Origin of the sequence: Paraburkholderia translucens, assembly GCF_020881035.1 — a bacterium.
Taxonomy (GTDB): Bacteria; Pseudomonadota; Gammaproteobacteria; order Burkholderiales; family Burkholderiaceae; genus Paraburkholderia; species Paraburkholderia translucens.
The window spans coordinates 76,397-102,742 of sequence record NZ_JAJITC010000015.1 but is presented as its reverse complement, the minus strand read 5'-3'; the positions used below and the strand labels follow the sequence as shown (position 1 = coordinate 102,742).

The following is a 26,346-nucleotide window of genomic DNA, read 5'->3' as shown; positions in this document are numbered from 1 at the left end:
TACAACCGGATTACCAGGCAACTTGTTTAGTGAGGATATCTGATGAAAAACGTGATGCACTCTCTCCGAAGCGGTGACTGGCGCGCTCTCGTCGCCTGCTTCCTGTATTTCGACACGGGCTTCACCGTCTGGGTGCTGTACGGACCGCTCGCGCCGTTCATCAGCAAGAGCATTTCGATGACGCCCGCGCAGCAGGGTCTGCTCGTCGCGGTGCCGGTGTTGTCCGCGGCGATTCTGCGTGTGACGCTCGGCAATCTGTATCAGTCGGCGCACGGCAAACGCATCGCGTTGATGGGCGTGCTGCTCTCGGCGGTGCCGACGATCGTGCTGCCGCTGCTGCAAGCGGTGCCGTCGTATGAAATGCTGCTGGTGCTCGGCGTGTTTCTCGGCGTGGGCGGCGCCAGCTTCGCGGTCGCGCTGCCGATGGCCGGCAGCAACTATCCGCCGAAAGTGCAGGGGCTGGTGTTGGGTCTGGCCGCGGCCGGCAATATCGGCGCGGTGCTCGACGGCTTTCTGTTCCCGCAACTGGCGACGCGCTACGGCTGGCAACTCGCGGCCGGCGGCGCCTTGCCGCTGCTCGCGATCGCCGCGATCACGCTGTACTTCTGGGCCAACGACGCGGGCGTCAAAACCGGCAGCGTGCTGCGCGCCTTCGGCAGCTTCGTGACCACCTTCGCGGGATTGATCGTGCTCGTGCTGCTCGTCGAAGCGGGGCTGTTCGGCGCGGGCAAGACCGGCGTGCTGCTGTTGCCGGTGGTCGGCGCGCTGCTCGCGATCGCGGTGCTGCCTCAGCGCTACCGCTCGGTGCTCGCCGAGCGCGATACGTGGGTCATCATGCTCGTCTATAGCATCACGTTCGGCGGTTTCGTCGGCATGTCCTCGTACGTGTCGCTGCTGCTTACCAATCTGTATCAGCTGTCGAAGATCGACGCGGGTCTGTTCATGGCGCTGCTCGCCGCGACTGGCGCGATGGTGCGTCCGCTCGGCGGGCTGGTTGCCGACCGCGTGTCGGGCGTACGCGCGCTGACCGTGCTGCTCGCGGTCATCGCGATCTGCGATTTCCTGTTCGCCTCGGCAATGCCATCGTTCGCGGCGGGCATCGCGCTGCTGCTTTGCATGTACGTCGCGTTCGGTCTCGGCAATGGCGCGACGTTCCAGCTCGTGCCGCATCGCTGGGCTGGGCGCACCGGGCTGATGTCGGGCATCGTCGGCGCGGCGGGTGGCATCGGCGGCTTCTATCTGCCGGTCGTAATGGGCATCGCGAAGGAGAGCACCGGCAGTTACCAGATGGGCTTTGCGACGTTCGGCACGTTGTCCGCCTGCGCGTTTCTCGCGATCGTCGCGCTGCGCCGGCCGTGGATGGCGTGGTCGATGCAACGCGGCGTCATGCCTGCGCATGCAACGGAGTGAGGCAGGGCGTGCGGCGTTCGGTCGTTGCGGCGTCGCACGCATCAGCAATGGGATCAGGGGCTGCTGAGGCTGAAGACGATGGTCGAAGCACGACGGGCGGTGGCGGCGGTCGCAGATTTTACAGGTCCGCAGCAGTGCGCCTGGGTGGACCGGCCGATCGTGCAAAGCAGCGCGATACAACGCAAAGGGGCCAGAAACTGGCCCCGGAACCGCTGCACAAAGAGAGAAGAACCGCAGGAATAAAAGCCGGCGCGCACCTAGTCGGCGATGCGTTTGTCGGCTAGCGCGTTCTGGCAGTCGGCCAGAACCTGCCTGACGAGCCGCGCTTGCGGGTCGAGTTCGTCGGTGTCGAGAATTTCTTCGACCGCGTCGCGCGCCCAGTCGGTGTCGACGAACCGCGCATGGCGCCGCGCGATCTCGACCGCGGTGGCCGACAGCCTGGCGATACACAGCCAGTCGGCCTCCCGCGCGCGGCGGTCGAGCCACTTATGCGCGGCCTGCACGTGAAACGCCGCGTCGGGCCAGTCTTCGTTCAGGTAATAAGCGCCGAGGCTTCCGCATGTGAGCCAGCACAACAGCTCCAGACGGTCACGGGGACTCAGATGTTGGCGTACATCACTCATGGCGACGCTCGCTGCAGTAAATGGCTTCCCGGTGAGGCCGGCGGGCGCCGTCCTCCGCTTTCTATCAACATTAGCATGCGGAATTCCCGGGCGGCAATTCCTGTGCAACCCTGGCGCGCAACGCGGCCACAGGTGGGCTCGCGCGGCGCATCGGCAGGGGGTGCGGGCGCGCCGAACGACTCGCGGACGGTCTGCGGGAGCGATTTCAGCGCTCGCCGCGCGTCGCCACGATGAAAAGCCGCGGAAACGGCAGCAGCACCGTGCCGTCGGGGAGCGCCGGGTAGGCTTTGGCGATTTCGTCGCGATAGAGTTGCAGGAACGCGTCGCGCTCGGCCGGGCCGCGGTCGGCCGGGCCGCGCTCGGCGTTGTCGAGCGCGGCGAGAAACGGCCGCAGCGCGCTGCCCTTGAACCATTCGACCACTGCGTCGGCGCCCGCGAGCGGGTGGTGGTACACAGTGCGCCACACATCGACACGCGCGCACAGCGGTTCGAGCAGTGCGTAGTACCAGCTCGCGTCGTGGCGAATCGCGCGGCCGACGCCCTTCAGCTTTGGCGCCCACGGCCCGTCGGCGGCGATTTCGCGCAGCAGGCGGTGCGCGGGCTCGTCGAGATTGTCGGGCATCTGCACGGCGAGGCTGCCGCCCGCGGCCAGTTTTGCGACCAGGGCGGGGAACAGCCGCTCGTGGTCCGGCACCCATTGCAGCACCGCGTTCGCGAGGATCACGTCGTAGGGACCGCGCGCGTCCCACGTCGAGATGTCGCCGATGTCGAAGCGCAATTGCGGCAGACGCTCGCGGGCCGCCGCGATCATGTCGGCCGAGCTGTCGATGCCGCTGACCTGCGCGCCCGGCAGCCGCCCGGCCAGCACCTCGGTGGAATTACCGGGCCCGCAGCCGATGTCGACCGCGAGCCGCGCGCCGTCCATCGGCACCGCAGCGAGCAGATCGCGCACCGGGCGCGTGCGCTCGTTCTCGAACAGCATGTACTGCTTCGCGTGCCAGTCGCGATGCTCGCTGGTGGTCTTCCCGGTCATTGCTCGCTCCTCGGTGGGGTTCGGTGAGGGCATTCTCGGCCGCTCGCGGGGCAGAGTAAAATGAATTTATGATTCCGATTGCTTCATTTTTCTAATGAAAATCGACACCCTCGGCGTGCAGGCTTTCGTCGCGATTGCCGATCGCGGCAGCTTCCAGGCCGCGGCCGATTCGCTGCACGTGACGCAAACGGCGATCACGCAGCGGCTGCGCAAGCTCGAAACCTATCTTGGCGTCACGCTGATCGAGCGCACCACGCGCTCGATGGCGCTCACGGAAATCGGCCGCAATTTTCTGCCGCAGGCGCGCCGGCTGCTCGGCGAACTCGCCGATGCGCTGGCCGAGATTCGCGAAACGGGGATCGCGCGGCGCGGTGACGTGTCGATCGCGTGCGTGCCGACTGTCGGCGTTCAGTACCTGCCGCGCATCCTGCAGGCCTATTCGGCGCGCTATCCGCATAACCGCATCAAGATTCTCGATCATGCGTCGTCGGCGGTGGAGGAGGCGGTGCTGCGCCGGGAGGTCGAGTTCGGCATCAATATCGCGCGCGAGCATCATCCTGATCTCGCGGCCGTGCCGCTCACCAAAGACCGCTACGTGCTGATCTGCCACGAGGATCATCCGCTCGCGAAGCGCCGGCGCATCGCGTGGCGGCAGTTGCAGGCGTTTCCGCTGATTTTCGCCGGCGAGGTCAGCGGCAATCGGGCACTGCTCGACGTCGCGCTGGAATCGAGCGAGCTCGCGCTGCGTTCGTTCTACGAGGTGCAGCGCAGTTCGACCGCGCTTGGGCTCGTCGCGCAACGCGTCGGCGCGGCCGTGGTGCCCGCGCTCGCGTTGCAGAAGGGCGCATATCCGAACGTGCGTACCGTCGAGCTCACGCAACCTGCCGTGTCCCGCACGCTGGTGCTCGTGGCGCGCAAGACCGCCCAGTTCTCGCCGGCCGCGCAGGCGCTGTACGACATGATCCGCGAGCAGGCGACGCTGAAAACCGCATGACAATCCGCGATGCGCATGCCAAACGGGCGCACTCCGGCGCTCCAGTAACGCGCGAAGCAATTACATAGCGGGAGCCGATGGAACAGTGGCGATGGGCCTAGTAGCGGGTGTCAGTCAGTCGCAACAAGGCCAACGTGTGCAACAGCGAGTGACCGGCTGGTGTGAGTCTTGGCAGCGAAGCGCCGCTTGCGGTTTTTTCGAGCGCGACCAGGTGCTGGTCCATCAGTGCCATCAATTCACTGCGGTCGAGGCGACTGTGCTCAGGCTCGGTTTCGACGAGGAGCAGTGTCGCGAATTCATGCGGGCTCAGCATGGCTGTCTCCTTGTTGTGTGTTGCTGGTGCACTGGACTTTAAACCGCTGGGACCGGCTTGATAAGTCTGACGAACCGTTCGTATGGCAACACTTTCGTACAGCCGTCGCTAACGCGGGAGTGCGCAGCGCGTGCGGTCCGCTTGTTGCTTCATCGAACATATACAGTTTCGGCGGAGGATTCCATGGACCCATCAACGCCAGATGACCAAAAGCCCCTCAATCCCGGTGATGAAGGGCCGGCCGACGCGCCTGGCGTCGGCGAGGACCTCTGTCCGGCCTGCCTTGGAGCGGGCTCGGTCGGGGGTGTAGCGTGCGCCCTGTGCGGCGGCACGGGCAAGGTGCTGCAGGGGATAGGCGGTGGCTGAGGTTAGGGAGAATGCGTCGGAATTCCTCGACGCGCCGCGGAGCATCCAGGTGATTGAAAAAACTGCACAGTGCCGTGGGGGCCAGAGCGGGGCCGCTCGCTGGGCATCTTGAGGAGTCGCAGCAGCGTGCTGCGGCGCGCTGCCGCGCGGGCAATGGCCGCGCAATCGGTGCGGGAGGCGGGGCGGCCGAGCGCCGCCTGCGCTGTTGCCGCAGCAGCAAGAGCGGGTCCGCCTCGGCGTTCACCCCGAGAAGGCGCTCGCGCAAGCGTCAGAATCAGTAGCCGCCGCCACTGCTGCTACCGCTGCTACTGCCGCTGCCGCTGCCCGACGAACTCATGTCGCCGGTGGATTGACAGGCGGTCAGCGAGAGCGATGCGAACCCCAGCGCGAGGATCACGAATGTGGTCGATACCAGTCTTGACAGTCTCATGTTCAACTCTCCTATGGACGGACCACGCGGCGCCGCGCGCACGCCATGCTAGTGGGCGGATGCCGCGGCCCTTACGGTGATGTCGCTACGGTAAACGATTGGGACGTGCGAAATATTCCCCGACATCGTTCTCTCATTGCAGGCGGTAGCGTTTCGGAAATGAATCGGCTGAGTGATGCAACGGCCAGCACCCGCTACAGACAATCACCCGGTAGCGAAGCAATCGCATACGGACCAGCAATTCGCATACCTTCATAATCCGCGACTGCGAAGGAGCGAAGATCCGGTCCGGTTTGGGCGACGACAATCCGGCCGAATCCGGCAAGAACATGCACGCACAGTGATGTCTTTCATATATCCCAGGTACAGGTGCTACCCTTCTTAATGAATCGGGACTAATCCGGTACCCATTCGACGTCGACGGATAGGTGGGGCACAGTCATGTTGCGGATGAGCAAGCTGGCCGATTACGCCACCGTGATCGTGATCACGATGGCACGCAGTCCGGACGCCGTGAAGAGTGCCGGCAGCCTCGCCGAGACCACCGGCATCCCGGCGCCGACCGTGTCGAAGCTGATGAAGACGCTCGTCCGCGGTGGCGTGCTCGTGTCGGTGCGAGGGGTGAGCGGTGGCTATCAGCTCGCGCTGCCGCCGCAGCAAATCACGCTGTCCGACGTCATCTCCGTCATCGACGGGCCGTTCGGGATGACCGAGTGCAGCGCGTTGCCGGGGCTGTGCACCCAGGAGGCGGTTTGCAGCGCTCGTGCGAACTGGCAGAAGGTCGACCGGCTGATACTGGAAGCGCTCCGCCAGGTGTCGCTCGCCGATATGGCAGGCTCGACACTGAGGAAGGCCGACATCAGCGCAATTCACGCGCGCGGCGGGTTGCCGCTGGATCATGCGGGAATCGACCGCACACAGGTGATTTCGTTCTCGCCACGCAAGCCTGCCATGACGCCGCAGAAACGTTGAAGGAGGTCATGCATGAGTTCGACCGCGTCAAGCATCGACGATCTGATCCGGCGCGGCTACCCGCATGGATTCGTGACGAACGTGCTGTCCGATACCTTGCCACGCGGTGTGTCCGAGGATGTAATCCGGCTGATTTCGGAAAGGAAGAAGGAACCCGAGTTCATGCTCGAATGGCGCCTCGCTTCGTACCGGCACTGGCTGACGATGACCGAGCCGAACTGGGCCACGGTCGCGCACCCGCCGATCGACTATCAGGACATCGCGTATTACTCGGCGCCTATCGCCCCGGAGAATCGTCCGAAGAGCCTGGAGGAGGTCGATCCGGAGTTGCTGCGCACGTACGAAAAACTTGGCGTACCGTTGAAGGAGCGTGAGGTTCTGGCGGGCGTCGCGGTGGATGCCGTATTCGACAGTGTGTCGGTCGCGACGACCTTTCGCGAAAAGCTTGGCGCGCTCGGCATCGTGTTCTGTTCATTTTCCGACGCGGTGCAAACGCATCCTGAACTCGTGCAGCGTTACCTCGGCTCGGTGGTGCCACCTACCGACAACTTTTTCGCCGCACTGAATTCCGCGGTGTTCAGCGACGGGTCGTTTTGCTATATCCCGCCGGGCGTGCGCTGTCCAATCGAGCTCTCCACCTATTTCCGGATCAACGCCCGCAACACGGGGCAATTCGAGCGCACGCTGATCATCGCGGATAAAGGGGCATACGTCAGCTACCTGGAGGGCTGTACTGCGCCGATGCGTGACGAGAACCAGTTGCATGCAGCGGTGGTGGAACTGGTTGCGCTGGAAGGTGCGCAAATCCGCTACTCGACGGTGCAGAACTGGTATCCGGGCGATGCACAGGGGCGCGGCGGGATCTACAACTTCGTGACGAAGCGCGGCGACTGTCGCGAAGCGAACTCCAGGATTTCGTGGACCCAGGTCGAAACAGGCTCGGCCATTACGTGGAAATACCCGAGCGTGATCCTGCAGGGCGACAATTCGGTCGGCGAATTCTATTCGGTGGCGCTCACCAGCAACTATCAGCAGGCCGACACCGGCACGAAGATGACGCATCTCGGCCGCAACACGCGTAGCACCATCCTGTCGAAAGGCATTTCCGCGGGTCACGGCAGCAACGCCTATCGCGGGCTCGTGAAGGTCGCCCGCCGCGCGGAAGACGCCCGTAACTACACGCAGTGCGATTCGCTGCTGCTTGGCGACAGATGCAGCGCGCTCACGTTTCCGTACATCGAGGTGAAGAATCCGACTGCAAAGGTGGAACACGAGGCATCAACGTCGCGCATCGGCGAGGAGCAGCTCTTTTACTGCCGGCAGCGCGGCCTGTCGGAGGAGGACGCGGTGTCGATGATCGTCAATGGCTTTTGCAATGAAGTGTTCAAGGAACTGCCCATGGAATTCGCGGTGGAAGCACAGAAGCTGCTCGGCGTGAGTCTGGAAGGCAGCATAGGCTGACGGGACGACGACCATGCTTGAAATCAGCAACCTGAGCGTTGAAGTGGACGGCAAGGCGATTCTGCGCGGTGTCGATCTGCGCGTGAAAGCGGGCGAGGTGCACGCGATCATGGGCCCGAACGGTTCGGGCAAGAGCACGCTTGCGCACGTGCTGGCCGGGCACCCACATTACCGCGTGACGGGCGGCAGCGTGCGGTACGCGGGCCGTGACCTGCTCGCGATGGCGCCGGAGGAGCGGGCACGGGAAGGGCTTTTTCTCGCGTTTCAGTACCCGGTCGAAATCCCGGGCGTGAGCAACGTGTACCTGCTCAAGGCTGCGTTGAATGCGCAGCGCAAACACCGCGGCGCTGCCGAACTCGACGCAATGGAATTCCTGGAGGTGGTCAAGCAGAAGATGGCGCTCATGCAGATGGACGAAGCCCTGCTGTATCGCGCAGTCAACGAAGGGTTTTCGGGGGGCGAGAAGAAGCGCAACGAGATCCTCCAGATGGCGGTGCTGGAGCCACGCCTCGCGGTGCTCGACGAAACGGACTCGGGCCTCGATATCGACGCGTTGCAGGTGGTGGCGCGGGGCGTCAACCAGATGCGCAGCGCCGAGCGCGCGATCGTGCTGGTGACGCACTATCAGCGTCTGCTCGAGTACGTCGTGCCTGATTACGTGCACGTGCTTTCGCACGGGCGCATGGTGAAGTCGGGAACGCGCGAGCTCGCGCTCGAACTGGAACGCAAGGGTTACGGCTGGCTCGATGTCGATGCGCAGGGCGAGCGGCAGGCCGGACCGCCTGCCGCGCACTGACGCGAGGTAACCCCACATGATGTTGCGAGGAGTGGACGTCCAATGAGTGAAACGACGCTCGAGTACCTCCATCAGGCATTCCGGACCGAGTCGATGTCGCTGCCCGGCGCAGATCTCCCGTGGCTGAGCAGCGCGCGGCGCGATGCGTTCGAGCAGTTTGAAGGGCTCGGCTTTCCCTCGATCCAGCTGGAAGACTGGAAGTACACGAATGTGGCCACGATCGCGAAGCGGCCGTGGCATTTGACGTCGTCGCGCAGCGAGGACCCGGACCTTGCACAGATCGTGGAGGACCTCGTACCCGATAAGGCGGCAGGCCGGCTCGTGTTCGTCAACGGACGCCATGTGCCGAGACTGTCGCACGTGCCCGCGTTGCCGGATGGCGCATTCGTCGGTAGTTTCGCGCGCGCGATACGGGAAATACCGGAACGGCTGCGGGGCGTCATTGCGCAGCACGCTGCGCATGATGGCTTCGAGGCGCTGAACACGGCTTTTCTGAGCGACGGCTATGTGCTGCTGCTGCCGCCGGGCTGCGTGATCGACGCACCGCTCGTCGTGCTTTTCCTGACCGATGAGGCCAACCTCGCGATACACCCTTTCAACGCGATACTGGCGGACGCGCGCTCGCGCTGCTCGGTCGTCGAGCAGTTCGTCGGCATCGCCGACGATGCATATTTCCTCAACACGGTGACGAAGATCGTGGCCAGCGACGAAGCAAACGTCCAGCATTGCCGTCTCCAGCAGGAAGCGCGCAGCGCCTTTCACATCGCGCGCGTCGACGTCGCGCAACAGCGGGCGAGCCGCTTTACGTCACATTCGTTCGCGCTCGGCGGCGCACTGTCACGCACGCAGATCGACACGAGGCTCGAGGCCGCCGATGCATACGCCGAACTGAACGGGCTGTACTTCGTGGGCGCGAGGCAACATGCCGATCATCACACGCGCATCGATCACGAGAAGCCGCATGGCACGAGCCGTGAATACTACCGTGGGGTGCTCGACGGCGCATCGCATGGCGTATTCAACGGAAACGTGATCGTGCATCGGGACGCACAGCAGAGCGACACGCATCAGGCAAACTACAACCTCCTGCTGTCGCGCGACGCGCAGATCGACACGAAGCCGCAACTGGAAATCCATGCCGACGACGTGAAGTGTACCCATGGCGCAACCGTCGGTCAGCTCGACGAGAACCAGTTGTTCTATCTGCGCTCTCGCGGCATCGACGAGCGCATGGCGCGGGCATTGCTCGTGTGGGCGTTTGCGCGCGACAGCGTGGAACGGGTGAACATCGGCTCGGTGCGCAGCGGACTGACGCAACTGCTGCTGGCGCGTGTGCCGGAAGCCGAGCATATGCGGGGGCTGATATGAAGCCGTTTGAAGCTGTGTGTGTCCCGGACCCTGAAACGGTCGCGCGCTGGCGAAGCGACTTTCCGATTCTGCGCGAACAGGTGCGCGGCGCACCGCTGGTGTACCTCGACAACGGGGCGACCACCCAGAAGCCGTCATCCGTGATCGACGCGGAACGCGCCTATTACGAGCACATGAATGCCAACGTGCATCGCGGCGTGCATTACCTGTCCGAGCGGGCCACGGACGCTTATGAAGCCGCTCGTGCGCGGATTGCGCGCTTCGTCAATGCAGCGGGTGCGGAGGAAATCGTGTACGTCCGCGGTACGACGGAGGCGATCAACCTCGTTGCCCAAAGCTATCTGCGTCCACTCGCGAGACCAGGTGACGAGATTCTCATTAGCGCCATGGAACATCACTCGAACATCGTGCCTTGGCAACTCGTGTGCGAGCAAACTGGCGCGGTGCTGAAGGTCGTGCCGATCGATGACAGCGGCGCGCTCGACGTCGATGCCTATGCCCGGCTGCTTGGCGAGCGCACCCGCCTCGTTTCCATCGTGCATGTGTCGAACGCGCTCGGCACCGTCAACCCCGTCGCGCGGCTGACCAGCATGGCCCATGCGCGCGGCGTGCCGGTGCTGGTCGACGGTGCGCAGGCAATGGCACATCTGCCCGTCGACGTGCGGGCGCTCGATTGCGATTTCTATGCGTTCTCGGGGCACAAGGTGTACGGCCCGACGGGAATCGGCGTGCTTTACGCGCGCGCGGACAGGCTGGAAGCGATGCCGCCGTGGCAAGGCGGCGGTGAAATGATCCGCTCGGTCACGTTCGAAAAGACCGTTTACAACGCCATTCCATGGAAATTCGAGGCGGGCACGCCGAACATTTGTGGCGCGATCGCACTCGCGGCGGCGCTCGATTATGTGAGTGCAATCGGCGCCGATCCGATCGGCGCGCATGAGGCCGAGCTGCTCGCGTATGCAACAGCGGCATTGCGCGCCGTCCCGCAAGTGCGGCTGATCGGCACCGCGCGCGAAAAAGCGGCCATTCTGTCGTTCGTGCTCGACCGGGTTCACGCGCACGACGTCGGCACGATTCTCGATCATTACGGTATTGCGGTGCGTGCTGGCCATCATTGCGCGATGCCCGTCATGCAGCGCTATGGTGTTGCGGCAACCGTGCGCGCATCGTTCGCGCTGTACAACACGCGGGCCGAGGTCGATGCGCTTGTCGAAGGAATTGCGCGTGTGCAGGAGGTGTTCGGGCAATGAGCAACTTGCGCGATCTCTACCAGGAAGTCATTTTCGACCACTATCGTCGGCCGAGAAACTGCCATGCGCTGACCCATGCGAATCACAGGGCGGAGGGATATAACCCCCTGTGCGGAGATCGCATCACGCTGTATCTGCGTATCGAGGACGGTGTCGTGAAAGACGCCGGGTTCGAGGGGGCCGGTTGTGCGATCGCGATCGCATCGGCTTCGCTGATGACGGAGTCCTTGAAGGGCCGCACCGAGCAGGAAGTGGAGGCGCTCTTCGGGTCCTTTCATGAGATGGTGACGGCCCCGGCGGACACGCCGGCGCAACACGGCACAGAGCTGGGCAAGCTCGCGGCGCTCTCGGGCGTGCGCGAGTTTCCGGCGCGTGTGAAGTGCGCGACGCTCGCATGGCATACCTTGCGTGCAGCGTTGCATGACGAGCATGACGCCATATCGACGGAATGATGCAATGGGCAGTGAGGGCGAACGGACATGAGCGGGTTCGATTGGTTGAAACGGGCCGACGCGCTGGACTCCGGTGACGGCGATCTGCGTTTGCGCGTGATCGAAGCCTTACGTACGGTGTTCGACCCGGAGATTCCCGTCAACATCTATGATCTCGGGCTCGTGTATGGCCTGGACGTGGACGATGAAGCAGGCAAGGTGACGATCCGCATGACGTTGACTGCGCCCGGTTGTCCGGTCGCGCAGACGTTTCCTGCAACGGTCGAAGACGCCGTGTATTCGACGGCAGGCGTGAACAGCGTGCGGGTGGAACTGGTCTGGGACCCGCCGTGGACGAAAGAGCGGATGTCCGAGGCCGCACGATTGCAACTGGGGATGCTCTGACATGTCTGGCTGGGTCGATGTCGCAGCGATATCCGATTTCCCGCCGGGTTCGGTGCGCAGTGTCGATGTGGACGGCACACAGGTGGCGGTATTCAATCTGGATGGCACCTGTTACGCGATCGAGGATATCTGCCCGCATGACGGCGGGATCCTGACCGGCGGTACGGTCGAGGACGACGCGGTAGTGTGCCCGCGACACGGCGCGCGATTCTGCATCAGAACGGGCAGGGTGCTTGCGCCGCCGGCGTACGAAGACGTGGCGGTGTTTCCAGTGCGCATCGAGGCCGGAATCGTGCAGGTGCGCGACACGCGGTGGGATGAGCGTGATTTCTGATACGAACTGCATGCCGGCTGGCTCGCGGTTCACCTCACAGGAAAGCAACGTCGCGTCTAAGGCTCTCTTAAGGATGCGTCATGCACCCTAGAGGCCAACGTTGACTTACTTTTCTTGACGGGATGCCCCGTATTGCGGAGAAAGACGCGAAGCAGGCGCCCTGGCGCCGCGTCGTTTCTGCATGTCGATGACGGGCGCCCTGGACTGTCTACATGAGGGAATATGGATACAACGAAGCAAATGACGATGACCAAGGTGCCCGAGGTCACGCTTGGTTTCTGGATCGTCAAGATCGCGGCAACCACACTGGGCGAGACCGGCGGAGATGCAGTCACGATGTCGATGAATCTGGGCTACCTTGTCGGCACTATCATTTTCGCGGCGATATTCGTCGTCGCTGTCAGCGCTCAAATCCGCGCAAACCGGTTTAATCCGCTGCTTTACTGGGTCACCATCGTCGCCACAACGACAGTCGGTACGACGCTTGCCGACTTTGCCGACCGGTCTCTCGGGATCGGCTACGCGGGCGGAAGTGCGATCCTTCTCGTTTTGCTGCTGGGCTCGCTCTTCACCTGGTACAAGGTGATGGGTTCGGTGTCCGTGACGACGGTATCTTCGCCCAAGGCGGAGATGTTTTACTGGGTGACGATCATGTTTTCCCAGACGCTCGGCACCGCGTTGGGCGACTGGACCGCTGACACGGTTGCGCTCGGCTACACCGGCGCGGCCATCGTTTTCGGCGGCCTGCTGCTGGTGCTCCTGGTTGCGCGCTACTGGACCAGCATCTCGTCGACGATACTCTTCTGGGCCGCGTTCATTCTGACTCGTCCGCTCGGGGCGGCGCTGGGTGACTTCCTCGACAAGCCAATCGACCATGGTGGTCTGGCGATGAACCGTTATGCCGCTTCGATCGCGCTTCTCGGCTTCATCCTGACCAGTCTGCTGGTCTTCAGGCAAAGAGCAGCAAAGGCCGCACATTGATTGAAATGACCGTTCGCACAAAAGGTTTCGACGCGGTTCGCACGGTCGTCAAGCGGTGATTGGCGGCCGATGCCTGGTGGTCGCGAGGCCCATGGCAAACTGGCCTGCTTTCGTGCACCATTCGTTGAATCCCGTTCAACCCGCGCGACCCACGACAACTCATGCTGCGAATACTCGGCAAGACCACCTCGATCAACGTGCGCAAGGTGCTGTGGACCTGCGCGGAACTCGGGCTCGCGTTCGAACAGGAAGACTGGGGCTCGGGCTTCCGTTCGACCGATGTCGCCGAGTTTCGCGCGCTCAATCCCAACGCGATGGTCCCCGTGATTCGGGACGGTGACTTCGTGCTGTGGGAATCGAACTCGATCATCCGTTACCTCGCGAACCGTTATCGCGGGGACGGACTGTATCCGGCCGATCCGCTCGAGCGCGCGCGTTGCGATCAATGGATCGACTGGCAGGCGAGCGAACTGAACCGCTCGTGGAGCTATGCGTTTCTCGCGCTCGTGCGGCGCTCACCCGAGCATCAGGATCCGCGGCAGATCGCCGCATCGTGCGTGAACTGGTCGAAGCATATGGCGATCGTCGAACAGCAGCTCGCGCTCACCGGCGCGTATATCGCGGGCGAGGCATTCTCGCTCGCCGATATTCCGATCGCGCTGTCCGCGAACCGCTGGCTCGAAACGCCGCAGCAGCACGATGATTTTCCGGCGCTGGCCGGGTATATGGAGCGATTGGCCGGGAGGGACGGGTATCGCAGGTATTGCCGTAACGGCACGCCGTGACGACAGGTCCAGCGTCAACGTTGACGGATTACCGAGCGCGAGCGCTTCTGCGCGGTACACGCCCGTCGCCTACAATGGCGCCCATTTAGCGACATTGAAGGTCCAACGATGCGGGTAAAGAAATTCGCGCTGGCTTTGCTGACGGCGTGTTTCGCTCTGAACGCGAGCGCCGAGATGACGGCCGCCCAATACAAGCAATGGGCGCACGCCGACAACAACTCGATCTATGCGGCGTATATCACCGGCACGATCAACGCATTCGGCTGGGCGAACGGCGATCTGGTCTCGAGGAAACTGAAGCCGCTGTTCTGTCCGCCGCAAACGCTCGCGATCGGCAATCAGACGGTTTATCCGATGCTCGATGCGTTCTTCGCGAACCATCCAGGCCTTTCCGACGACTTTCCGATCGGGCTCGCGATTCTGCGTGCCTTGCAAGGCGCCTATCCGTGTTCAGGCGGCGCGGCCGCACCGGAGAAGCGGTGAGGGGAGGGAGGCGGGAACGGGCGAACTCGCGAGGCGAGCCCGCCTTACGGCATCAAACCTGCACGAGATTCGGAATCTGCACGTCGGGATTGACGTCCGCGTCGTAATCGACGCCCTTCATTTCAAAGCCGAACAGACGCAGGAAATCGGTCTTGTAGCCGGCGAAATCGGTGAGCTCGTAGATGTTGTCGTTGGTGACCTGGTTCCACAGCTCCTGCACGCGGCTTTGCACCTGCGCATCGAGCTCCTTGTAGTCTGCGCGCAGACGGCCTTCGTCGTCCAGATGCGGCTGGCTCCCGTAGAGGCTCTCCTTGTACAGGCCGTAGACCTGCTCGATGCAGCCCTCGTGCGTGCCTTTCTCCTTCATCACCTTGAAGAGCAGCGACAGATAGAGCGGCATCATCGGAATGGCCGAGCTTGCCTGCGTGACGACTGCCTTGAGCACCGCGACGCGCGCATCGCCACCCTTGGCCGCGAGCTTGGCGCGGATGCCGAGCACCTTCTGGTCGAGATCCTTCTTGGCCGCGCCGATCGAGCCGTTCCAGTAGATATCGTGAGTGATCTTCTCGCCGAGGTAGGTGAACGCGGTGGTCTTCACACCGTCGGCGAGCACGCCGGCCTCGGCGAGCGCGTCCATCCACATCTGCCAGTCCTCGCCGCCCATCACCGCGACCGTGTGCGCGATTTCTTCCGGCGTCGCCGGTTCGAGCACGGTTTCCTTGATGACTTCCTTGTCGGTGTCGATGCCGCGCAGGTTCACCGCCTTGCCGATCGGCTTGAGCACCGAGCTGAACACTTCGCCCGTCTTCGGATGTTGGCGCTTGGGCGCCGCGAGGCTATAGACGACGAGATCGACCTGGCCGAGATCGCGCTTGATCACTTCGATCGTGCGCGCCTTCACTTCGTCGGAGAACGCGTCGCCGTTGATGCTGGTCGCGTAGAGACCTTCGGCCGTGGCGAACTTTTCGAACGCGGCGGTGTTGTACCAGCCGGCCGTGCCCGCCCTGGTTTCGCTGCCGGCGCGCTCGAAGAACACGCCGAGGGTCGACGCGCCCGAGCCGAACGCCGCGCTGATGCGGGCGGCGAGGCCATAGCCGGTCGACGCGCCGATCACGAGCACCTTCTTCGGGCCGTTCGCAATGGGGCCGCGTGCCTTCACATACTCGATCTGTTCCTTGACGTTGGCTTCGCAGCCGGTCGGATGGGTCGATACACAGATGAAGCCACGCACACGCGGTTTGATGATCATGAAGCACCTCTTGTCGGAATTGGCGACATTATAGTGGCCCCGCCGCAGCCGCACGCCATCGCCCGAATCAAGCAAAAATCGGCGCCCCCTCCGCATCTTGGTACGATTGCGCCTTTCCCAGCCGACGACAGCACGTGAAGCGCCTCTTTTCTTCCTTTCTGGCGGCCCTCGACCAAGGGCTGACCCTCGTGAACCCGCTGTTCGCGAAGGCCGCGTGGCATCTGCGCCACCCGAGCCGCCGCACTTTCGCGTGGGGGCTTGCCGCGCTGCCGGTGCTGTTCGTGCTGTACGTGCTGTTGCTGATTCCGTTCACGCCGAGCATCGGCGACATCCGCAAGGCGAAAATCGAGCAGCCGGCGCAGATCCTCTCGGCGGACGGCAAGCTGCTTGCCGAGTTCAAGCCGTCGAACCGCGAGTGGGTCAAGCTGCAGGAGATCTCGCCGAACGTCGTCAATGCGCTGATCGCGACCGAAGATCACCGCTTTTATCAGCATTTCGGCCTCGACTGGCGGCGCACCGCGTCGGCCGCGCTGCACACGTTTTCGGGCGAGCGCCAGGGCGGCTCGACGATCACGCAGCAGCTCGCGCGCAATCTGTATCCCGATGAAATCGGCCGCGCGCCGACGTTGACGCGCAAGCTGAAGGAAGCGATCACCGCGCTGAAAATCGAGGCGTTCTACACCAAGGACGAGATCCTCGAAACCTACCTGAACACGGTGCCGTTCCTCTACAACGCGTACGGCATCGAGATGGCCGCGCGCACCTATTTCGACAAGTCCGCGTCCGATCTGAACGTGCTCGAAGCGGCCACGCTGACCGGCATGCTGAAGGGCAACGCCTATTACAACCCGGTGCTGAACCCGGAGCGGGCGTTGCAGCGGCGCAATACGGTGCTCGGGCAGATGGTCAAATACGGCAAGCTGACGCCTGCCCAGTACGACACGCTCGCCCGCAAGCCGCTGCGCCTTGACTTCGAGCGCCAGATCGAGCCGCCCGGGCCCGCGCCGCACTTCACGCAGCAGTTGCGCAAGTGGCTCGTCGCATGGGCCGACCGCAACGACTACAACATCTATTCCGATGGGCTCGTCGTGCGCACGACGCTCGACTCGCGTCTGCAGACGATGGCAAATCAGGCCGTGACGCTGCAGGGCAACCAGTTGCAAGGCATCGCGAACTCGGCGTGGGGCGCGCACGCGGGCTGCTCGGCGGACAAGGAGCTGCTGCGCACGTTCCTGCGCGAAACGCCTGACTTCCGCGCGGCAAAAGACACCGGCCTCTCCGACGACGACGCGCTGAAACACCTGCTCGCCGATCGCAAGCTCGTGCAGAGCGTCTGCGACACCAAGACGCGCGTGCAGGCGGACTTCCTCGCGATGGACCCGCGCACCGGCGAGATCAAGGCGTGGGTGGGCAGCCGCGACTTCGGCGAGGATCCGTTCGACCACGTGCAGCAGGCGCGCCGTCAGCCGGGCTCGACCTTCAAGCCGTTCGTCTACGCGGCGGCCTTCGAGGCCGGCGCGAAACCGGACGATAAACTGCCCGACAACCCGGTCCAGATCCAGCTTGCCGGCGGCGAAATCTGGAAGCCGAACGACGAGGACGAGCCGAGCGGCCGCATGATCAGCCTGCGCGACGCGCTCACGTATTCGCGCAACCGCATTACCGCGCAAGTGATGGAGTCGGTCGGCCCGAACCGGGTCGCCAAGCTCGCGCGGGCGATGGGCGTGCGCGACAGCCAGCTCGACCCGGTGCCGTCGCTCGCGCTCGGCACGAGCCCCGTCACGCTGAAGGAAATGGTCTCGGCGTACGGCACGATCGCGAACCTCGGCCGTTATGTCGAGCCGCTGATGGTCACCCGCATCGAGGATCGCAACGGCAATGTGCTCGCCGAATTCGCGCCGGCCACGCCGAGACGCGAACTGCCCGCCGACACCGCGCGCACGCTCGTCGACGTGATGCGCGACGTGGTCAGCCGCGGCACGGGCGCCAGCATCCGCACGCGCTTTGGCGTGCGCGGCGACGTCGCGGGCAAGACCGGCACGACCCAAGGCAACGCTGACGGCTGGTTCATCCTGATTCAACCGCAACTGGTGGCAGGCGCGTGGGTCGGCTTCAACGACAGCCGCGTGACGCTGCGCAGCGATTACTGGGGGCAGGGTGCACACAGCGCGCTGCCGATCGTCGGCGATTTCTTCCAGCGCGCGCAGCGTGCGCGGCTCGTCGATAGTCACGTGAAGTTCGATACCGAGCCGCAGCCCGGCTGGTTCGCGCAGCGCGCCGAGCGCTTGCGCGACTGGATCGCGCACCTGTTCACGCACACGCCGTCCCAGCCGGACCGGCAGGTGGTCGCGCATGCGCCGGTGCGGCGTGCGCCGATTGTGTCGGCTGAGCCGGCGGCGTCTGCCGCGGCGGCCCCGGCGGCGTCAGAGGCAGCGGGCGCGTCCGTGGTGCAGGGCGAAGCGCGCGCGTTGCCGCCGTTGCTGCCGGCACCGGGGGCGGAGCCGCCACCCGCGCGGGAGCCCGGCAATACCGTCGACGGTGAAACGCATGGCGGCGGTGCGGCGGCGCTCGCGCCAACCCCGACGCCGGACGACGTCATGCCGTCCGACGCGGGTGGACAGAATGCAGAAGGGGCGAATAACGGGAGCGGGGCGAACTGAGTGCGCCCCGGGGCGGCCCGCTAGGACCTCGCGACTCCCGGTTCGCCCGACGGCCGTGCATGCGGATTCCCATGCGCCGTCTCGAGCGACGAGTCGTGATGCAGCAGCAACACCGCCGCCACCCCGACGAGCCCCGCGCCCGCGAGGCATAGCAGCCCGGCGCCGAAGCCGCCGGTGCTGTCCTTGATCCAGCCCATCGCGAACGGACCGAAGAAGCCCGCGAGATTACCGAGCGAATTGATCGCGGCGATGCCGCCCGCGGCCGCCGCGCCCGACAGGAACGCGGCCGGCAAGGTCCAGATCACCGGCAGGCAGCCGAAGATGCCGAAGCCGGCGATCGACAGCGCAATCATCTTCTGCACCGGATCGTCGAGGCCGGCCGAAGCCGCGATGCCGCCGGCCGCGATCAACAGCGCAATCGCGACATGCCAGCGGCGTTCGAGCCGGCGATCCGAATGCCGTCCCCACACGATCATGCCGATCAGGCCGACCACGTAGGGCAGCGACGTCACGAAACCCGTCTGCAGATTGGTGAGGCCGAACGACTTCACGATCTGCGGCAGGAAAAAGCTCAGGCCATAGTTGGTGGCATTGGCGCCGAAATAGATCAACGCGATGGCCAGCACGCGCGGATTGATGAGCGCCTCCTTCACGCTGAAGTGGCGCACCGCCTCGCGATGCTCGCGCTCCTGCTTCTGGCGCGCGATCAGCCAGTCGCGTTCCTCGCTGCTGAGCCAGTGGGCGTCGGCGGGTTTGTCGGTCAGATAGAACAGCACCGCGAACGACAGCAGCACCGCGGGCAGCGCCTCGATCAGGTACAGCCATTGCCAGCCGCCGAGTCCGGCGCGGCCGTCGAGCGACAGCAGCGCGCCGGAGATCGGGCCGCCGATCACCGTCGAGAGCGGAATCGCCGCCATGAAATAACCGACTACGCGCCCGCGATAAGCGGCCGGAAACCACAAGGTCAGCAGAAAGATGATGCCGGGGAAGAAGCCGGCCTCAGCGATGCCGAGCAGAACGCGCAGGCTGTAAAACACGTGTGCGGGCGAAAGCCCGGTAAAGCTCGCGATATTCGGAATGAACGCCATCGCACCGGCGAGAATGCCCCACGTGAACATGATTCGCGCGATCCAGCGGCGCGCGCCGAATCTTTCGAGCAGCAGATTCGATGGCACTTCGAAAAAGAAGTAAGCGATAAAGAACACGCCCGCGCCGAAGCCGAACGCGCTCGCGGACAGGTCGAGCGCCTTGTTCATCTGCAACGCCGCGAAGCCGACGTTCACGCGATCGAGATAAGCGATGAAATAGCAGAGCATCAGGAACGGTATGAGCCGAACCGTGACGCGATGAAGGGTACGTGCCTCGAGATCCATGTATGTCTCCTCCGGTTCCATGACCGGTGCATGCCGCTATGTTGTCGGGTCTGCTTGCGGTTGGTATGCCTTTCTGTCGAAAAGGCATCGGTACAGACTAGCCGCTTAATGGCGATTCGGGAAGTTCTTTTGTGGACCTATGGTCCGCTCATTGTTGAGGTTCGTAGCGGCGTTGACGCTGGCATCGATTGTTAAGAGGCCCGCAACAGTGTTTTCGGTGGCATCGGCTGATCCCCAGCGAACGATTCCGGATAATTGCGGCCTCACTATTAATTCAAGATGCAGGCGCTCCGTGATGTCGAATCAGTGTTCGGATAGTCTTGCCGAGGCGGGCAAAACGGTGCGGATACGCGGCGCCGTATCCATTGCGCGGGTGGCAAACATGGAAAGGAAGAGGGGCTGGCTCATTACGCGCTTGCGCGGTGCGGCCGTGGTGGCACTCGCATGTGCGAGTCTCGCCGGGTGCGCGTCGAGCACGGATGTGGTCGCGAGCGACAAGCCCGGCACCTACACGGTCGCTGCCAGTGCGACCGGTGGACGCATGGCCTGGGCGCGCGCCCACGAACGCGCGATCAACGAGGCGCGCGACTACTGCGAGCGTCGCGGGATGCAAAGCAGCGTGGAAAGGGAGACGGTCAGCGGCATCAGCGTGATGACCGAGCATGGGTCGTCGGTCAGTTTCGAGTGTCATCCGAAGTTCTGACGCAGCGTCGCGCGCGGATCGCAGCATCTGCATCGATGCGGGCGGGCGGCGAGTGCCGCCCTCAGATCCCGATTACTTCCTGTCGAACGTCACACCTTTCCAATCGTTCCTCAATCCTCGCGTGTTCCAGGGGTCGTCGAACGTTTGACGAATGCTGCACCTGAAAAAACCGCCGTCGCACGGCCTTGCGCGGGCGATTTCTCGCGAGTGCGGCGGGCAGGGCGCGCGGATGTGTTATTTGTCCGCGCCGTTTCGATCCGCCGTGACAGCATGTCGATACGTTCGCGCAACCGGTCGGTCGCAGCCTCGCGGTCGGCCAGCAATTCATCCTTTTCCGCGAGCTGCGCACGGATCGCGGCATGCCGCGCGTTCGCGGCAGCCAGTTCGCCTTTCGATTCGGCCAATTCGTCGCGCAGCGCATCGTGCTCGGCTCGCGATTGGGCTTCCAGCGTTGCCGCCCGTTCGCGGCTGGCTTGAAGCTCTTTGCGCAGACGCTGCGCCGTCGCCCGTTCGCTGTCGATTTCGAGCAATGCCCGCTTCTCCGCCGCGGCCAGCCGCTGCTCGTTCTGCTCGTGCGAGCGGCGCAGCTTGGCGAGCTCGTCGGCGAAATCGCGCCGGGCGTCGGCGAGCGCGGCGGTTGCGGCCGTGATTTCTTCCTTCGATGCCGCCAATTGCGTCGTTAGCATGTCGTTGGCGGTTTGCAGCTCGACGATGCGCGCCTCGAGCCCGGCAATCCGTACGCGCAGGGCCGCGGCATCGTCGGCCGCCTGGTTGGCTTTGTCCACCGCTTGCTGACGCTGCTTGTCCTGTTGCTCGGCCTGTTCGCGCGCCGCGGCGATTTGCCCTTCGGCGTCCTGCCTGAAAACGTCGAACGCGGCGGTCGCGGCATCGCTCGACAGACGCCACATCCGGGCCGCGAACTCGCCCGCGGCCGCCGCGACCTCGGGCGGCAAATCCGGGCGGCCGACATCGACACGCGTTTTGTCACGCACGTCAGCCCAGAAATCCCGCAACGCCTTGGCCGGCGCGCTCATGCTGCCTTTGCGCACCAGTTGATACAGGCGGTTCGCGGTGGGTGTTTCGCCGTACCTGAAGAACAGTAATGCGCACACCTCCCGATAAAGCGTTTGCGTGTCGGACGTGTTGTGGCGAGCGACTTCGATGTCGGATTCGAGAGTCATGGGGAGCGTAGGCTGTGAGATTGGCGATATGTTGATAATACAACGTAAAACGGTCGAAATACTACATGTGCCACTCATTAACACGACATTAGTACTATAATGTCGTGTTCCACATGGACTCATCATCTGACTGCGTAACAGGTCTGCGCAACGATGTGCGACTGCAACTCCGAGGGCTTTTAGCGTCTCGATCGGACCCAGCGACACCAGTCGTGATGATCAAGATTACGCAGTAGATCAGCACGACGCCGCTCGCGGCGGTAGTGCGCGATCACGCCGTACGCGGCGATCATCAGCACGATCAGGCCCACAGCCGCACCCAGCCACGATTGGTCCACGTCTGCCTCCTTAGGTACACCCGAATCGCCACCCCCGCGAAGGCGGCGCGCCCATCGAGTATGGGTCGTCAGAACACGTCGTCTGTGCGGCGGTCAACATACCCGTGAATGCGCCCGCAGCTCGGCGTCGCCGCGCGGCGTCACGCAAGGCGCCCAATAGCCCGACACGGCTGAATCGTTCGCGATCAACTGCGGTTCGCGCAACGTTCTGTGGTAGCGCGCAAGCGCCGGCGAGGAATGGGTGGGACAGTTGCGACACGATGATCGGAACGGGTATGGTGAATGGCATCTATTTAGGGTTGCTCACGGTACTTGACCGATGACACGCGAGAATCGGGTTGTAATATCCTGCTCACAAGAACTTCCGCGAGCGGCACTGGGCGACACCAAGACACCAACCGGCCTCGACGGAGACCATGGGGGGACGGCATGAGGGGCTTCCTTCTGGCATTGGCCTGCGCGTCGGTGCTGTCGGCCGCTTCGGCGCAGGATTTATTGTCTGCCGCGAAGCCCGGAGTCCCGGTCGCCGCGACGGACTTTCTGACTCTCGCGAAGCGAGTCGTCGACGCCGCCTCGCGACCCGCTGCCCCCTGGAGCGGGCCGCGCAACGGACCACGCGCGCAACCCGGAAAACACATCGCGGTCGTCGCCGAGGATTTGCGCAACGGCGGCATCCTCGGTGTGGTCGACGGCGTGCTGGAGGCGGCCAGGGCGATAGGTTGGCGCGTGAAGATCTTCGATTCCGCGGGGGCGGCTGACCTGCGTCTGAAGATGCTCGCGAATGCACTGGCAAGCCACCCCGACGGCCTGATCCTCGCGGGCGGCGACGCACACGCCCTGCTCCCTGCCCTGCGGCCGTTTGCCGAGAGCAACATCCCGATCGTCGGCTGGCATGTCGCCGCCCGGGCTGGGCCCGTGCCGGGCACGCCCGTCGCGATGAACGTATCGACGGATCCACTGGAGGTTGCGCGCGTGACCGCGCTCGCGGCCATCGTGCAGTCCGGCGGGCATGCGGGCGTCGTCATCTTCACCGATAGCGGTTTCCGGATTGCACAGGGCAAGGCGGATGCAATGGCGGCAGTCGTTCGCGCGTGCAGTGGCTGTACCCTGCTTGACGTACGCGACGTGGCGATCTCGCGCAGCCAGGAACTGGTGCCGGGAACGACACGCGCTCTGCTCGCACGTTACGGCAAGCGCTGGAACTGTGCGCTGGCGATCAATGACATCTACTTTGACTACGCCGCCCCGGTGCTGACCCAGGCGGGAATGCCAGACGCGGCGATGATCATGCTGTCGGCCGGCGACGGCAGCGAGTCCGCCTTCCTGCGCATCCGCACCGGCACGTTCCAGACGGGCACCGTGGCCGAACCGCTGAATCTGCACGGCTGGCAACTGGTCGACGAAATGAACCGGCTGTTCGCCGGAGAAGGCGTCACGGGTTACGTGAGTCCCGTGCATCTCGTGACGGCGGAGAACATCGCCGCGGACGGCGGCGATCACCTGCTCTACGACCCCGACAACGGCTATCGCGACATTTATCGTCGGATCTGGCAACGACCGTGAAACTGCCCTTCCCCCAATCGCTCACCGCGCAGTTCGCGCTCGTTGTTTCGTGCCTGGCCGCGCTGGTGGCCGTGGGCGGCGCCACGACGATCTACTCGTTGGCCGGTTCTGCCCACTCGATCCGTCAGCTCGCCGAAGAGCGGCTCGCGCGCCTCGCGGATGCGCAGGACCTGGTGCAGCACACGCTGACGATCGAGCGCCTCGCGTTGCAGTTGTCTCGCGACGATACGGTCGATGCCGTGCGCGAGACGCATCGGCATGTGCTCGAACAGCTGGCATCCTTCGACAAGGTGGTCGATCGCCTCGCCTCCGCCACCGCAAGCGACGCCCCAGGTGTCGACACACTGACGCTATATCGATCGAGCCAACGCTTTCGCAACATCGTCAACATCGAGGCGCAGGTGCGCGAGACCGCGCTCGGCCCTGAGGGCGCGCCGGCGTCCGCGCCACGGGCGGGCGTGTCGCTCGCCAGCCTCGACAAGGATCTGCGCGAAGCGGCCCAGGCGCTCGCCGTCGCGGCGCACCGGCAATCGGACTATTTGACGCGCGACTACCGCGAAGCAGTCCAGAGTCTGGCCGCTCGCGCAGACCGCACACGCAAATGGGTAAGCGCTGAAGTCGCAGTGAGCCTGCTGCTCGCCTGGCTGATCGCCCGCGAATTCCTGGGGCGCCATGTCGTGGCGCGCCTGCGCCGCGTCAGCCACTTTCTGCGGCACGGCGACGCCGGGGACACGCAAGCCGGAGTCCCCGTGCACGGCGGCGACGAGATTGCCGATATGGCGCGTGCAGTCGAGCAGTTCCAGGAAGACCGGCGCCAGCGCCGCCAGGCCGAGGATGCGTTGAAGGAGCTTAACGCGCGCCTCGAGGCGCGCGTCGCGGAGCGCACGGCCGAACTCAGTGCGGCGCTGGCAGGTCAGGCCGCCGAAATCGCCGAACGTCAGCGCGCCGAAGATGCTGTCCGCGAGAGCGAGACCTTTCTGAACAGCATCATCGAAAACATCCCGGACATGGTGTTCGTCAAGGAGGCCGCGACCTTGCACTTCGTGCGTTGCAACAAGGCGACAGAGCGGCTTCTCGGCTACCGGCGCGAGGAACTCCTCGGCCGCTCCGTGCACGACCTGTTTCCCTCGGAGGAAGCTGAATTCTTCGCGCTCAAGGATCGGGCCGTGCTGGAGTCGCGACAGATGATCGATATCCCGGAGGAGCGGGTTCATACACGTCATGGACTGCGCCTCGTGCACACGATGAAGATACCGATCGCCGATGCGCGCGGCGTGCCGCAATTCCTGCTCGGAATCTCACGCGACATCACTGAGCAGAAGCTTGCCGAAGCGGAATTGCGGCGCTATCGCGAGCATCTCGAAGACATGATCCGCGAACGGACGGCCCAACTGGCCGTTGCCAAGGAACACGCCGATGCGGCGAACCAGGCAAAGAGTGACTTCCTCGCGCACATGAGCCACGAACTGCGCACGCCGCTGAACGCGATTCTGGGTTACGCGCAAATCCTCAAACGTGACGCGAGCCTCGATCAACGCCAGAGCAACGGCCTCACAGTCATCCAGCGCAGCGGCGAGCATCTGCTGATGCTCATCGACGACATCCTCGATATCGCCAAAATCGAGGCCGGAAGAATGGAACTCAATCTTTCCGACGTTCCGCTGGAAGCGTTCGTCCATTTCATCGCCGAGACGATCCGGGTGAAGGCTGCGGAAAAAGGCCTGGCCTTCGTCTGCGAGATGCCGCCCGATCTGCCCGCGGGCGTGCGGGTGGACGAAATTCGGTTGCGCCAGGCGCTGCTCAATCTGCTCTCCAATGCGATCCGGTTTACCGAACAGGGAAGCGTGCGTCTGAGCGTCGCTTTCACGCCGCCCGCGCGACTGTGCTTCGAAGTGCAGGACACCGGCATCGGCATCGACGAAAACCGGCTGGAGGAAATCTTCAGGCCATTCGAGCAAGTCAGCGACGAGCGCCACCGGTTTGGCGGGACCGGGCTCGGGCTCGCCATCAGCCGGCGGCTCGTGCGCCTGATGGGAGGCGATATCCATGTCGAAAGCCGCCGCGATATGGGCAGCACCTTCTCGATCGAGCTGGACGTCCAGGTGGTGGCGCCCCCTGCGGCGCTCGCCGTGCCCGTACGGATCGTGAGCAGCTACAAGGGGCCGCGCAAAGTCATCCTGGTGGTGGATGACGTGGCCGAGAACCGGGCCGTGATGGTCGATATGCTAGGTCCGCTCGGATTCGACATGGAGGAGGCTGGCAGTGGAACCGAAGCTATCGAGAAAGCTCGCTCCCTGCTTCCTGCGCTCGTCCTGATGGATGTCGTCATGCCCGGGATGGACGGTCTCGAAGCCACGCGCCGCCTGCGCCGTATGCCCGGGTTCCAGGATTTGCCCATCGTGGCAGTCTCCGCAAGTGCCTCTGGGATCGATGCGGCGCAAAGTCTCGCGGCTGGCGCAAATGCTTTCCTGGCCAAACCGATCGACTTCGGCCGGCTGTTGTCCCATGTCGCGGCGCTCCTGAATGTCGAGTGGATCGACGCGGCGACAGAGGCGCACGTCACTAACGCGGGTCAAACGGTTCTGCCCGCCGCCGCTCCCGTTACCGGGCCCTTGCTGGCACCGCCGCAGCAGGAGGTCGAAGCGCTGCACTACCTGGCGCGGCTCGGCGACATGAGTGCCATCGTCCAACACGCTCAACACCTGAGCGTGCTTGACGAGCGCTATCGACCTTTCGCAGACCACCTTTGCCGCCTGGCGAAGGCTTACCGGTCCAAGGCGATCCTCAGCTTCGTCGAGGGCTATCTGGAAAGAAGGCTCATCCGATGATGTGCGCCGCGGAACG

The 26,346-nt window shown here is 64.1% G+C and carries 26 protein-coding genes; 18 read left to right on the top strand and 8 right to left on the bottom strand.

Translation table 11 applies throughout. The features are described 5' to 3' along the window. Positions 1 to 42 precede the first annotated feature (42 nt). Positions 43 to 1,410 (top strand): MFS transporter, encoded by a 1,368-nt coding sequence (locus LJ655_RS24135; protein ID WP_230563726.1) that lies wholly within the window; start codon positions 43 to 45, stop codon positions 1,408 to 1,410. Between the two features lie 257 nt (positions 1,411 to 1,667). Here LJ655_RS24135 and LJ655_RS24130 read toward each other — a convergent pair whose 3' ends face one another. Continuing rightward, positions 1,668 to 2,033 (bottom strand): hypothetical protein, encoded by a 366-nt coding sequence (locus tag LJ655_RS24130; protein WP_230563725.1) that lies wholly within the window; start codon positions 2,031 to 2,033, stop codon positions 1,668 to 1,670. Between the two features lie 205 nt (positions 2,034 to 2,238). Continuing rightward, positions 2,239 to 3,066: a trans-aconitate 2-methyltransferase gene (tam, locus tag LJ655_RS24125; RefSeq protein WP_230563724.1), complete on the bottom strand. Its 828-nt coding sequence runs from the start codon at positions 3,064 to 3,066 to the stop codon at positions 2,239 to 2,241. Positions 3,067 to 3,160: 94 nt separating this feature from the next. Between tam and LJ655_RS24120 the strand changes: the two genes are divergently transcribed. Further along, a complete protein-coding gene (locus tag LJ655_RS24120) occupies positions 3,161 to 4,060 on the top strand; it encodes a LysR family transcriptional regulator (protein ID WP_230563723.1) in 900 nt (299 codons plus the stop codon). A gap of 97 nt (positions 4,061 to 4,157) precedes the next feature. Here LJ655_RS24120 and LJ655_RS24115 read toward each other — a convergent pair whose 3' ends face one another. Continuing rightward, on the bottom strand, positions 4,158 to 4,373 hold the full coding sequence (locus tag LJ655_RS24115) for a hypothetical protein (protein WP_230563722.1): 216 nt from the start codon (positions 4,371 to 4,373) through the stop codon (positions 4,158 to 4,160). Positions 4,374 to 4,556: 183 nt separating this feature from the next. Between LJ655_RS24115 and LJ655_RS24110 the strand changes: the two genes are divergently transcribed. Beyond that, complete coding sequence (locus LJ655_RS24110; RefSeq protein WP_230563721.1) at positions 4,557 to 4,739, top strand: hypothetical protein; 183 nt, start codon at positions 4,557 to 4,559, stop codon at positions 4,737 to 4,739. Positions 4,740 to 5,013: 274 nt separating this feature from the next. Here LJ655_RS24110 and LJ655_RS24105 read toward each other — a convergent pair whose 3' ends face one another. Next, positions 5,014 to 5,169 (bottom strand): hypothetical protein, encoded by a 156-nt coding sequence (locus LJ655_RS24105; RefSeq protein WP_230563720.1) that lies wholly within the window; start codon positions 5,167 to 5,169, stop codon positions 5,014 to 5,016. Between the two features lie 441 nt (positions 5,170 to 5,610). Between LJ655_RS24105 and LJ655_RS24100 the strand changes: the two genes are divergently transcribed. The 11 genes from LJ655_RS24100 to LJ655_RS24050 all read left to right on the top strand — a co-directional run bounded on the left by LJ655_RS24100 (position 5,611) and on the right by LJ655_RS24050 (position 14,435). Continuing rightward, positions 5,611 to 6,141 carry an SUF system Fe-S cluster assembly regulator gene (locus LJ655_RS24100; protein WP_230563719.1) on the top strand — a complete coding sequence of 177 codons (531 nt, stop codon included), beginning with the start codon at positions 5,611 to 5,613 and terminating at the stop codon, positions 6,139 to 6,141. 12 nt (positions 6,142 to 6,153) lie between these two features. Further along, positions 6,154 to 7,602, top strand: a complete 1,449-nt coding sequence (gene sufB / locus LJ655_RS24095) for a Fe-S cluster assembly protein SufB (protein ID WP_230563718.1) — start codon at positions 6,154 to 6,156, stop codon at positions 7,600 to 7,602. A gap of 13 nt (positions 7,603 to 7,615) precedes the next feature. Next, positions 7,616 to 8,398, top strand: a complete 783-nt coding sequence (gene sufC / locus LJ655_RS24090; protein WP_230563717.1) for a Fe-S cluster assembly ATPase SufC — start codon at positions 7,616 to 7,618, stop codon at positions 8,396 to 8,398. A 42-nt stretch (positions 8,399 to 8,440) separates the two neighbouring features. Beyond that, positions 8,441 to 9,766, top strand: a complete 1,326-nt coding sequence (gene sufD / locus LJ655_RS24085) for a Fe-S cluster assembly protein SufD (protein ID WP_230563716.1) — start codon at positions 8,441 to 8,443, stop codon at positions 9,764 to 9,766. Beyond that, on the top strand, positions 9,763 to 11,016 hold the full coding sequence (locus LJ655_RS24080) for a cysteine desulfurase (protein WP_230563715.1): 1,254 nt from the start codon (positions 9,763 to 9,765) through the stop codon (positions 11,014 to 11,016). The genes sufD and LJ655_RS24080 overlap by 4 nt, the downstream gene beginning before the upstream one ends. Then, a complete protein-coding gene (gene sufU / locus LJ655_RS24075; RefSeq protein WP_230563714.1) occupies positions 11,013 to 11,468 on the top strand; it encodes a Fe-S cluster assembly sulfur transfer protein SufU in 456 nt (151 codons plus the stop codon). The genes LJ655_RS24080 and sufU overlap by 4 nt, the downstream gene beginning before the upstream one ends. A 27-nt stretch (positions 11,469 to 11,495) precedes the next feature. After that, positions 11,496 to 11,852 (top strand): SUF system Fe-S cluster assembly protein, encoded by a 357-nt coding sequence (locus LJ655_RS24070; protein ID WP_230563713.1) that lies wholly within the window; start codon positions 11,496 to 11,498, stop codon positions 11,850 to 11,852. Position 11,853: 1 nt separating this feature from the next. After that, the gene (gene nirD, locus LJ655_RS24065; RefSeq protein WP_230563712.1) at positions 11,854 to 12,186 is read left to right on the top strand and encodes a nitrite reductase small subunit NirD; all 333 of its coding nucleotides are present in this window, start codon (positions 11,854 to 11,856) and stop codon (positions 12,184 to 12,186) included. 240 nt (positions 12,187 to 12,426) lie between these two features. Beyond that, entirely contained in the window at positions 12,427 to 13,167 is a 741-nt protein-coding gene (locus tag LJ655_RS24060; RefSeq protein WP_425605836.1) for a COG4705 family protein, read from the top strand. A 161-nt stretch (positions 13,168 to 13,328) separates the two neighbouring features. Then, positions 13,329 to 13,952, top strand: coding sequence for a glutathione S-transferase family protein (locus LJ655_RS24055; RefSeq protein ID WP_230563710.1), 624 nt, complete (start codon positions 13,329 to 13,331; stop codon positions 13,950 to 13,952). A 108-nt stretch (positions 13,953 to 14,060) separates the two neighbouring features. Next, positions 14,061 to 14,435: a Rap1a family protein gene (locus tag LJ655_RS24050; RefSeq protein WP_230563709.1), complete on the top strand. Its 375-nt coding sequence runs from the start codon at positions 14,061 to 14,063 to the stop codon at positions 14,433 to 14,435. 52 nt (positions 14,436 to 14,487) lie between these two features. On the opposite strand, the gene fabV is transcribed toward LJ655_RS24050, so the two are convergent. Next, on the bottom strand, positions 14,488 to 15,684 hold the full coding sequence (gene fabV / locus LJ655_RS24045; protein ID WP_230563708.1) for an enoyl-ACP reductase FabV: 1,197 nt from the start codon (positions 15,682 to 15,684) through the stop codon (positions 14,488 to 14,490). A gap of 134 nt (positions 15,685 to 15,818) precedes the next feature. Between fabV and LJ655_RS24040 the strand changes: the two genes are divergently transcribed. After that, positions 15,819 to 18,344 (top strand): penicillin-binding protein 1A, encoded by a 2,526-nt coding sequence (locus tag LJ655_RS24040; RefSeq protein WP_230563707.1) that lies wholly within the window; start codon positions 15,819 to 15,821, stop codon positions 18,342 to 18,344. A gap of 20 nt (positions 18,345 to 18,364) precedes the next feature. Here LJ655_RS24040 and LJ655_RS24035 read toward each other — a convergent pair whose 3' ends face one another. Further along, entirely contained in the window at positions 18,365 to 19,717 is a 1,353-nt protein-coding gene (locus LJ655_RS24035; protein ID WP_230563706.1) for an MFS transporter, read from the bottom strand. A gap of 295 nt (positions 19,718 to 20,012) precedes the next feature. Here LJ655_RS24035 and LJ655_RS24030 point away from each other — a divergent pair, with 295 nt between their 5' ends. After that, entirely contained in the window at positions 20,013 to 20,420 is a 408-nt protein-coding gene (locus tag LJ655_RS24030; protein WP_230563705.1) for a hypothetical protein, read from the top strand. A gap of 110 nt (positions 20,421 to 20,530) precedes the next feature. Here the strand turns inward: LJ655_RS24030 and LJ655_RS24025 are convergent, their stop codons facing one another. Both LJ655_RS24025 and LJ655_RS24020 read right to left on the bottom strand, forming a co-directional pair. After that, complete coding sequence (locus tag LJ655_RS24025) at positions 20,531 to 21,808, bottom strand: DNA-binding protein (protein WP_230563704.1); 1,278 nt, start codon at positions 21,806 to 21,808, stop codon at positions 20,531 to 20,533. Then, on the bottom strand, positions 21,781 to 21,939 hold the full coding sequence (locus LJ655_RS24020) for a hypothetical protein (protein ID WP_230563703.1): 159 nt from the start codon (positions 21,937 to 21,939) through the stop codon (positions 21,781 to 21,783). Before LJ655_RS24020 ends, LJ655_RS24025 begins: the two co-directional genes overlap by 28 nt. A 429-nt stretch (positions 21,940 to 22,368) precedes the next feature. Here LJ655_RS24020 and LJ655_RS24015 point away from each other — a divergent pair, with 429 nt between their 5' ends. Further along, positions 22,369 to 23,502 (top strand): substrate-binding domain-containing protein, encoded by a 1,134-nt coding sequence (locus LJ655_RS24015; protein ID WP_230563780.1) that lies wholly within the window; start codon positions 22,369 to 22,371, stop codon positions 23,500 to 23,502. Beyond that, the gene (locus LJ655_RS24010; RefSeq protein ID WP_230563702.1) at positions 23,499 to 26,330 is read left to right on the top strand and encodes an ATP-binding protein; all 2,832 of its coding nucleotides are present in this window, start codon (positions 23,499 to 23,501) and stop codon (positions 26,328 to 26,330) included. The genes LJ655_RS24015 and LJ655_RS24010 overlap by 4 nt, the downstream gene beginning before the upstream one ends. Positions 26,331 to 26,346 lie beyond the last annotated feature (16 nt).

Bases quoted from the DNA above. Each gene is read 5' to 3' on its own strand.
- LJ655_RS24135 (WP_230563726.1), top strand. From the start codon at position 43: ATGAAAAACGTGATGCACTCTCTCCGAAGCGGTGACTGGCGCGCTCTC.
- LJ655_RS24130 (WP_230563725.1), bottom strand. From the start codon at position 2,033: ATGAGTGATGTACGCCAACATCTGAGTCCCCGTGACCGTCTGGAGCTG.
- tam (WP_230563724.1), bottom strand. From the start codon at position 3,066: ATGACCGGGAAGACCACCAGCGAGCATCGCGACTGGCACGCGAAGCAG.
- LJ655_RS24120 (WP_230563723.1), top strand. From the start codon at position 3,161: ATGAAAATCGACACCCTCGGCGTGCAGGCTTTCGTCGCGATTGCCGAT.
- LJ655_RS24115 (WP_230563722.1), bottom strand. From the start codon at position 4,373: ATGCTGAGCCCGCATGAATTCGCGACACTGCTCCTCGTCGAAACCGAG.
- LJ655_RS24110 (WP_230563721.1), top strand. From the start codon at position 4,557: ATGGACCCATCAACGCCAGATGACCAAAAGCCCCTCAATCCCGGTGAT.
- LJ655_RS24105 (WP_230563720.1), bottom strand. From the start codon at position 5,169: ATGAGACTGTCAAGACTGGTATCGACCACATTCGTGATCCTCGCGCTG.
- LJ655_RS24100 (WP_230563719.1), top strand. From the start codon at position 5,611: ATGTTGCGGATGAGCAAGCTGGCCGATTACGCCACCGTGATCGTGATC.
- sufB (WP_230563718.1), top strand. From the start codon at position 6,154: ATGAGTTCGACCGCGTCAAGCATCGACGATCTGATCCGGCGCGGCTAC.
- sufC (WP_230563717.1), top strand. From the start codon at position 7,616: ATGCTTGAAATCAGCAACCTGAGCGTTGAAGTGGACGGCAAGGCGATT.
- sufD (WP_230563716.1), top strand. From the start codon at position 8,441: ATGAGTGAAACGACGCTCGAGTACCTCCATCAGGCATTCCGGACCGAG.
- LJ655_RS24080 (WP_230563715.1), top strand. From the start codon at position 9,763: ATGAAGCCGTTTGAAGCTGTGTGTGTCCCGGACCCTGAAACGGTCGCG.
- sufU (WP_230563714.1), top strand. From the start codon at position 11,013: ATGAGCAACTTGCGCGATCTCTACCAGGAAGTCATTTTCGACCACTAT.
- LJ655_RS24070 (WP_230563713.1), top strand. From the start codon at position 11,496: ATGAGCGGGTTCGATTGGTTGAAACGGGCCGACGCGCTGGACTCCGGT.
- nirD (WP_230563712.1), top strand. From the start codon at position 11,854: ATGTCTGGCTGGGTCGATGTCGCAGCGATATCCGATTTCCCGCCGGGT.
- LJ655_RS24060 (WP_425605836.1), top strand. From the start codon at position 12,427: ATGACGATGACCAAGGTGCCCGAGGTCACGCTTGGTTTCTGGATCGTC.
- LJ655_RS24055 (WP_230563710.1), top strand. From the start codon at position 13,329: ATGCTGCGAATACTCGGCAAGACCACCTCGATCAACGTGCGCAAGGTG.
- LJ655_RS24050 (WP_230563709.1), top strand. From the start codon at position 14,061: ATGCGGGTAAAGAAATTCGCGCTGGCTTTGCTGACGGCGTGTTTCGCT.
- fabV (WP_230563708.1), bottom strand. From the start codon at position 15,684: ATGATCATCAAACCGCGTGTGCGTGGCTTCATCTGTGTATCGACCCAT.
- LJ655_RS24035 (WP_230563706.1), bottom strand. From the start codon at position 19,717: ATGGATCTCGAGGCACGTACCCTTCATCGCGTCACGGTTCGGCTCATA.
- LJ655_RS24030 (WP_230563705.1), top strand. From the start codon at position 20,013: ATGTCGAATCAGTGTTCGGATAGTCTTGCCGAGGCGGGCAAAACGGTG.
- LJ655_RS24015 (WP_230563780.1), top strand. From the start codon at position 22,369: ATGAGGGGCTTCCTTCTGGCATTGGCCTGCGCGTCGGTGCTGTCGGCC.